The sequence below is a fragment of the Ligilactobacillus acidipiscis DSM 15836 genome (assembly GCF_001435755.1).
In the GTDB taxonomy this organism is placed as follows: domain Bacteria; phylum Bacillota; class Bacilli; order Lactobacillales; family Lactobacillaceae; genus Ligilactobacillus; species Ligilactobacillus acidipiscis.
Map to the genome: position 1 here is coordinate 1 of NZ_AZFI01000104.1, position 7889 is coordinate 7889.

General features: G+C 39.2%; 8 protein-coding genes. All 8 read left to right on the forward strand.

Going from position 1 to position 7889, the window contains the following annotated elements; genetic code table 11:
- Positions 1-255: 255 nt before the first annotated feature.
- On the forward strand, positions 256-1119 hold the full coding sequence (locus FC65_RS07400; RefSeq protein ID WP_010498053.1) for a phosphate ABC transporter substrate-binding protein: 864 nt from the start codon (positions 256-258) through the stop codon (positions 1117-1119).
- Positions 1120-1133: 14 nt separating this feature from the next.
- Positions 1134-2051 carry a phosphate ABC transporter permease subunit PstC gene (gene pstC, locus FC65_RS07405; RefSeq protein ID WP_010498055.1) on the forward strand — a complete coding sequence of 306 codons (918 nt, stop codon included), beginning with the start codon at positions 1134-1136 and terminating at the stop codon, positions 2049-2051.
- Positions 2051-2941 carry a phosphate ABC transporter permease PstA gene (gene pstA, locus FC65_RS07410; RefSeq protein ID WP_010498056.1) on the forward strand — a complete coding sequence of 297 codons (891 nt, stop codon included), beginning with the start codon at positions 2051-2053 and terminating at the stop codon, positions 2939-2941. The genes pstC and pstA overlap by 1 nt, the downstream gene beginning before the upstream one ends.
- Before the next feature lie 97 nt (positions 2942-3038).
- Positions 3039-3848, forward strand: a complete 810-nt coding sequence (gene pstB, locus FC65_RS07415; RefSeq protein WP_010498057.1) for a phosphate ABC transporter ATP-binding protein PstB — start codon at positions 3039-3041, stop codon at positions 3846-3848.
- A 20-nt stretch (positions 3849-3868) separates the two neighbouring features.
- Positions 3869-4624 (forward strand): phosphate ABC transporter ATP-binding protein PstB, encoded by a 756-nt coding sequence (gene pstB, locus FC65_RS07420; protein WP_056972127.1) that lies wholly within the window; start codon positions 3869-3871, stop codon positions 4622-4624.
- A 14-nt stretch (positions 4625-4638) separates the two neighbouring features.
- Positions 4639-5304 carry a phosphate signaling complex protein PhoU gene (phoU, locus tag FC65_RS07425; protein WP_056972128.1) on the forward strand — a complete coding sequence of 222 codons (666 nt, stop codon included), beginning with the start codon at positions 4639-4641 and terminating at the stop codon, positions 5302-5304.
- Positions 5305-5471: 167 nt separating this feature from the next.
- Complete coding sequence (gene fba, locus FC65_RS07430) at positions 5472-6335, forward strand: class II fructose-1,6-bisphosphate aldolase (protein WP_056972129.1); 864 nt, start codon at positions 5472-5474, stop codon at positions 6333-6335.
- A 171-nt stretch (positions 6336-6506) separates the two neighbouring features.
- On the forward strand, positions 6507-7889 hold a 1383-nt coding region (locus tag FC65_RS07435), incomplete at its 3' end, for an IS1182 family transposase (RefSeq protein WP_056972130.1).

The window sequence follows — 7889 nt, forward strand, 5'->3', positions numbered from 1 at the left end:
GCTCATCAACACTAAAAAGTTTAGACCCAAATAAAATCCGGAGCCAACTGTAGGGGGAGTTTTAATATCCAGCAAAACAAGTCAGGTAGCTTGTTCAACATCTGGGTAAATTTGGTTGTGGGCCAATTAACTATTAATAGATGTACTTAAAGATTTTTGTTTTAAAAGCCAAATCTTTACACGTTCTTTACATAAAGTGGAAGTGGTCTTTACATAATCTAGATAAAATAATAATTATGAAAGGAAGGAACAGCTATGAAAAAATATAATTTACTTTGGGCTTTTGTAGCCATGTTCTTCGTTCTAACAGGTTGTAGTTCTAGTAAAGCAAGTCATTCTTCTACGATCCAGGTTGTTGGTTCTAGCGCAATGCAGCCGATCGTTGAAATGGGTGCACATGAATACCGGAAAGAAAACCTTGAACAAAAGATCACCGTGCAAGGCGGCGGTTCTGGAACAGGACTAAGTCAGGTGCAAAGTGGAGCTGTTGATATTGGAAACTCTGATATCTTTGCTTCACAGCAGAAAGGGATAGATGAAAAGAAACTGAAAGATCACAAATTAGCTGTGATCGGTGTTGCTCCAATAGTTAATAAAGATGTAGGCGTGACGAATGTGACGATGACACAGCTGCAAAAAATTTTTACGGGAAAATATACTAACTGGCAGCAACTAGGCGGCATTAACCAAGATATTGTGGTGATCGATCGTGCTAGTGGGAGTGGAACTCGTGCAATTTTTGATGAAGGAGTGCTCAAGAATAGCAAGAGGATGAAAGCACAAGAGCAAGATTCTAATGGTTCTGTTCAGCATATGGTTGCTGATACGCCGGGGGCAATTAGTTATGTTTCGTTTCCCTATTTGAAAGATACTTTTGTTGCCTTGAAAATAAACGGCGTAACACCCTCTCCTAAAAATGTCACCACGAATAAATGGACTCTTTGGGGTTATGAACATATGTATACAAAAAAAGACCTGTCAAAACAAACCAATGCTTTTATTAAATACTTGGTTACTTCTGACAAGATTCAAGAGAAATTACTTTCGCGATTAGATTATATTTCGATCAGAGATATGGAAGTCAAAAAAGATCAAAACGGGCTTGTTACGCCCAAGTAAAAGGGGAGTTAAATATGGATCCAATCAAGGAGAAGATTCAAAGCAAATCGAAAGAAACTAGGCAGGAACTGACCGGGAAAGTCTTAAGTTACTCTGCAATGTTGCTGATCCTATTAGTCGTTTTATCGATTTTCGTTTTTGTTGCCTCCAAAGGGGTCGCAACTTTTACACAAAATCATGCTAGTTTAAAGGACTTTTTCTTCACGACTGATTGGTCACCGACCGCAAAGGGAAAAGATGGGCGGCCTTTAGTTGGAGCCTTGCCTATGATCGCAGGTTCTTTTGGGGTAACTTTTTTAGCAGTTTTATTTGCGACCCCATTTGCAGTTGGAACTGCTTTATACATGACAGAAATTGCTAGCAAAAGAGGACGCAACTTTTTACAAAGTGTTACAGAATTGCTGGTTGGAATTCCATCAGTTGTGTATGGCTTTATTGGTTTGAATGTTGTTGTCCCATTTGTTAGATCTCACTTTGGCGGTTCAGGTTACGGGATCTTATCCGGTGCATTTGTTTTGTTTGTCATGGTATTACCGACTGTGACTTCTTTAACTGTTGATAGTTTGCGTGCAGTACCTGGATATTATAAATCAGCTTCTCTGGCACTTGGTGCTACCGAATGGCAAACTATCTATAAAGTTATCTTGCGTGCTGCTTTGCCGGGTATCTTAACTGCAATTATCTTTGGTATGGCACGTGCATTTGGTGAAGCACTGGCTGTTCAAATGGTGATCGGTAATGCAACCTTGATGCCTAAAGGCCTGTTATCTGCTTCTTCAACACTAACAAGTGTCTTGACGATGGGGATCGGTAATACAGTTATGGGTACCGTTGGTAATAATGCTTTATGGTCATTGGCTCTGGTATTACTGTTGATGTCATTAGTCTTTAACTTGCTAGTTAAATGGATCGGTAGAAAGGGGCGCTTTTAATGAATCCTAAAACAATAAATAAGTTCGCCTTGAACACTATTAAAGTCATTGCCGGACTGGTAGTTATCATTTTAGCGTTTCTGATCGGTCGCATCTTGATTCAAGGGGTTCCGCATATTTCGTGGCACTTTTTAACATCTCCGTCACAAGAATTTGTTTCAGGCGGGGGGATCTCGTACCAGCTCTTTAATTCATTTTACTTGCTGGTCTTGACACTGTTGATTTCTTTTCCGATCTCATTAGGAGCAGGGATCTTTTTATCCGAATACGCCCCTAAAAATTGGCTGACTGAGATATTGCGGATGTCAATTGAAATATTGAGTTCCCTGCCATCAGTTGTTGTCGGATTATTTGGTTTCTTATTATTCGTGGTCCAGTTTAAATTAGGTTTCTCGATCATAGCTGGGGCGATTGCTTTAACTTTCTTTAACTTACCATTACTGACAAGCAACGTTGAGCAAGCACTTAATAGTGTTTCTGACTTGCAAAGAGAAGCAGGGATGGCATTGGGACTTTCCAAGTGGAGAACGGTTATTAAAGTAATTATTCCCGAAGCCTTGCCAGGTATCGTGACTGGTATCGTTTTAGGTGCCGGACGGGTATTTGGTGAAGCCGCTGCTTTGATTTATACAGCTGGGCAAAGTGCATCTACGATCGATTTTACAAACTGGAATCCGTTTAACGCAGCCAGTCCGTTGAATTGGTCGCGTCCCGCGGAAACATTGGCTGTTCATATTTGGAAAATCAACTCCGAAGGAATTATGCCAGATGCTGCAGCCGTTTCAGCTGGGACCTCTGCCGTACTGATCATTGTTGTTTTGATTTTTAATTTGTCGGCACGGTATCTTGGAAATAAGCTGTATCGGAAATTTACAGCTGCAGGTAAATAAAAAAACTTGCTATTTAAACAAGAAGTTAAACATCTTAGTGTTTGGTTGCTGCAAACGCAGCCGCTAAAAAGCAAATTGAGAAAGCGGAGGGTCGCAAATGGATGTTGGGAAATATGATTTAAATGATACTGCAATCATGCAGTTTGACCCAAAAGAAAAAGAAATGGCTTTGACTACTAAAAATTTACAGGTATACTATGGCGATAACCATGCCTTTTATGACGGTTCGCTACAGTTTGAAAGATATAAGATCACTGCTTTGATCGGCGCGTCAGGATCTGGAAAATCAACCTTTTTGCGTTCATTAAATCGGATGAATGATGGAATCGCCAAGGTCGATGGTAATATTTGGTATAGAAGTTTGGATATCAATTCTTCTGCGATCAATGTCTATGAAATGAGAAAACATATTGGGATGGTTTTTCAAAGGCCCAACCCCTTTTCTAAATCGATCAGAGAGAATATTACGTTTGCGGTCAAAGAAAATGGTATTAAAGACAAGAAAAAGTTAGATGAAATAGTTGAAAGCAGTTTGAAACGAGCTGCACTATGGGAAGAAGTCAAAGATCAGTTGGGTTCTAGCGCGTTGGCTTTATCCGGGGGACAACAACAGCGTCTGTGTATTGCACGTGCGATCGCTATGCAACCAGATATTTTGCTGATGGATGAGCCTGCCAGTGCACTTGACCCAATTTCTACATTAAAGGTTGAGGAAACAATGATGGAATTAAAAAAACATTATACGATCATTATTGTTACCCATAATATGCAGCAAGCATCAAGAGTCAGCGACTATACTGCTTTCTTTCATCTTGGTCATGTTATCGAGTATGATAAGACAAAGAATATTTTTACTTTTCCGCAGAAAAAGGCAACCGATGATTATGTATCCGGTAATTTTGGTTAATAATACAAGGGGGTAATGTGGTGAATAATTATATTTCCACGCGCAATGTTCACTTATATTACGGTGAAAATGAAGCACTAAAAGGGATCGATTTAAACTTTCCTGATAACGGGATCCATGCTTTGATCGGTCCTTCGGGCTGTGGTAAGTCCACTTATTTACGGTGTTTAAATCGAATGAATGATTTGATCCCAAATGTTAAAATTACTGGTAATATAGAGATTGGCGGTTCAAACATTTATAGTCCAAAAACTGATACAGTTGAATTAAGACGACAAGTCGGCATGGTTTTCCAACAACCTAATCCATTTCCTTTTTCGATTTATGATAATGTTTCTTATGGATTGAAACTAAGCGGGAAAAAAGACAAGGAATTGATCGATGAACGTGTCGAAACGAGTTTAAAACAAGCAGCAGTTTGGGATGAAGTGAAAGATGACCTGGGTAAAAGTGCTTTATCTCTATCTGGTGGGCAACAACAGCGGGTCTGTATTGCTAGAGTTTTAGCAGTGCAGCCCTCGGTTATTTTGTTAGACGAACCCACTAGTGCTCTTGATCCGGTTTCCAGTGATTTGATCGAAGAGATGTTGTTGACCTTAAGAGAAGACTATACTTGCATTATCGTGACGCATAATTTACAGCAAGCCTCACGTATCTCGGATACAACTTCTTTTTTCTTGACAGGTGATTTAATTGAAACTGGTCGGACGAAGGATATTTTTGTTGAACCAAAAAAGCAGCAAACAGATGATTATCTGAGCGGTAGGTTCGGATAGGAGGAGTGAAATAAATGAGTAGACTACTTGACCAACAGATTCAAAAACTTAAACTCAATTTTATTACAATGGGATTGAATGTATCTACGGCCTTGAGTGATGCAGTAGACGCATGGCGTAACAACGATCTGACTTTAGCACAAACCGTGATCGATGGTGATGAAAAGATCAATGAGCAAGAGACGCACTTAGAGGGCAAGTCAGCACAAATAATTGCTTTACAACAGCCGGTCGCTGGTGACTTACGCAAAATCGTTGCTATCTTAAAAGCTAGTTCAGACCTAGAACGTTTGGCTGATCACGCTATTCACATTGCTAAAAAAGCAAGAAGAGAACAGGGGGCACCAAGTGATTCAGAACTGACTGACTTATTGTTAAAAATGGCTGAAAATGATAAACAGATGTTAACAGATATTTTACAGGCTTATTCGGACATAGATGACGATGCGGCAGTCAAAATTTCTGAAAAAGATCATCAAACTGATGAATATTTACAACAAGTTAACCAAATAATTATTCAGAGAATCAAAGAACAGCCTAATTTTGCTTTAGAGGCTATGGATTATATGAAGTTAGGCAATCACTTTGAAAGAATTGGTGATTACGTAACAAATATTGCAGAATGGATCGTATACACTGAGCGTGGACGGATCACTGAACTAGGAAACAGCGATTATTAAGCACCATGTTTTAGAGATTATGGATATTTTCGTTTAGTTTCCATAAAGTTATGTAAATAACGTGAAAAAAACCACAAAATGAGTTCGCTTTTTACTAAAAATGTGTTAGAATTATTTTGTGCTCAAGAAGAGTAATTTTAAACGTAAACTTTATAGGAGGCTATTTTATGTCATTCGTGAATGGTAATAAAATCTTTGCAGACGCTCGTAAGGGACATTATGCTGTAGGTGCTTTCAACACTAACAACCTTGAATGGACGCGTGCTATTTTGAAGGGTGCTCAGGAGAAGAATGTGCCAGTTTTGATCCAATCATCAATGGGTGCTGCTAAGTACATGGGCGATTACGAATTGGTTAGAAATTTAGTTGAACAAGAAATGCGTGTTATGGGTATCACAGTTCCTGTTATCATGCATTTGGACCATGGTAACTACGAAGCAGCTAAAGAAGCTATTGCTGCTGGTTATACTTCAGTTATGTTTGATGGTCATGATCTGCCATTTGATGAAAACTACGCTAAGACTAAGGAAATCGTTGAATTAGCACACTCAAAGAACATTTCTGTTGAAGCAGAAGTTGGTTCAATTGGTGGCGAAGAAGATGGAATTATCGGCGAAGGCGAATTAGCTGACGTTGAAGAAGCAAAGAAAATCGCTGACTTAGGTGTTGATTATCTTGCATGTGGTATCGGTAATATTCATGGTCAATATCCAGCAAACTGGAAGGGCTTGAATTTCGGTCGTTTGCAAGAATTAGCTGACGTTATCAAGACACCACTTGTTTTGCATGGTGGTTCAGGGATCCCTCAAGAACAAGTTGTTAAAGCTATCAAGATGGGTGTTGCTAAACTTAACATCAATACTGAATGTCAATTAGCATTTGCTGCTGCAACACGTAAATATATTGAAGCAGGTAAAGATCAAGAGGGAAAGGGCTTTGACCCACGTAAACTTCTTGCACCTGGTACAGAAGCAATCACAGATACAGTTAAAGAAATCATTGACTGGATGGGTACACCAGCAATCAAATAATTTAATTAAAAAACGGGGCTGGGATAAAACTAGCCTTGATAAAGAGAAAACGGGCTGGAGAAATCGATTTTTGATTTCTTCAGCCTGCTTTTTCATTTTTATGTAGCACAGAGTCTCTAACCCTGCTATTCTATAAGTGTCCAATCCCAAGACAGAAAGGATAGATACTCCGTGTATAAAAATTATAACATGAATCAGGAATCTTTAGAGGTCCAAATCCCATATACTTATACTATTCGTCCAGATCATATTGTGAGGATCATCAGTAATTTCATTGACAGTCTGCCATCAGACATGTTACTAAAAAACACTCCTCAAACTGGTCGCAAAGCTTTTCACCCGGCAATGCTGCTTAAAATGACGCTTTTTGCCTATTCCCAAGGACAAACCTCAGGGCGAAAAATTCCACAAATAAATGAAGAGAACTTGCCGATGAAATGGCTAACTCAAGACACCTCAATTAGTTATCGGACTATCAATCGTTTTCGCGTTGCTTCTTCGACGCAAGACTTGATCAAGCAAATGTATCTCTCTTTTTACGCTCAATTGAAAGAACAAGATTTAGTTTCAGATGAAGCAATTTTTGTTGATGGCACTAAAATTAATGCTGATGCCAATAAATATTCTTTTGTTTGGCGTAAAGCGACTGAAAAAAACGAGGCCAAGTTGGATCAAAAAACGAGCGACTTATATGATGAAATGATTCAAGCAGGTGTTGATACTTCAATCAAAGCGGAAGAAGGACTTTCGACCCAACAACTGCAGCAGTTAGCGGCTGATTTGGACGAGGAAGTCGCCCAAGAAAAAACGCCACAGCCTGGCGGTTCTCTTAGTAAGCGCCGGCGGCGCAAACTTAAAAAGTATCGCCACAAGATCACCACAGACTTCTTACCGAGAAAGCAAAAATATACTATTTATGATGCAACTTTTCAAGGTAGAAACAGCTTTTCCAAAACAGATCCTGATGCCACTTTTATGCGGATGAAAGAAGATCCCATGATGAACGGTCAACTGAAACCCGGGTATAATCTGCAAATCGCCACCAATAATCAGTATGTCTTGAACTATCAAGTTTTCCCTAACCCGACGGATACCAGGACTTTGATCCCGTTTTTAAAAGCAACAGCTGTTTTAAACGACTTCTTATATGTCGTAGCTGATGCTGGATACGGCAGTGAAAGCAACTACAGTACGATCATAGATGATTTAGAAAAAACACCTTTAATTCCTTATGGGATGATGCTTAAAGAACAAAAGCGGAAATTTAAAAATGATCCGACCAAGTCGGCAAATTGGGCTTATAATGCGACAGATGATTTTTATGTTGATCATCAAGGTGTCTCTTTCAGCTTTAAAAATTATAGTATCCGACATGACAAATATGGCTTCGAACGTAAATTCAAAATCTATGAAGCTGATAAAAACCAGCCAACGGCTGAACTGGATCAGCTAGCTAAAACTCCTACGCGACGACAACGAAAGATCTACTATAATCCGACTTGGGAATACTTTAAAAATTACACTAAAGAAAAACTTTCAGATCCTGAACTGAAA

Excerpts from the sequence above, each read along its gene's own strand:
- fba (WP_056972129.1), top strand. The coding sequence starts at position 5,472 with ATGTCATTCGTGAATGGTAATAAAATCTTTGCAGACGCTCGTAAGGGA.
- pstB (WP_010498057.1), top strand. The coding sequence starts at position 3,039 with ATGGATGTTGGGAAATATGATTTAAATGATACTGCAATCATGCAGTTT.
- pstA (WP_010498056.1), top strand. The coding sequence starts at position 2,051 with ATGAATCCTAAAACAATAAATAAGTTCGCCTTGAACACTATTAAAGTC.
- FC65_RS07400 (WP_010498053.1), top strand. The coding sequence starts at position 256 with ATGAAAAAATATAATTTACTTTGGGCTTTTGTAGCCATGTTCTTCGTT.
- phoU (WP_056972128.1), top strand. The coding sequence starts at position 4,639 with ATGAGTAGACTACTTGACCAACAGATTCAAAAACTTAAACTCAATTTT.
- pstC (WP_010498055.1), top strand. The coding sequence starts at position 1,134 with ATGGATCCAATCAAGGAGAAGATTCAAAGCAAATCGAAAGAAACTAGG.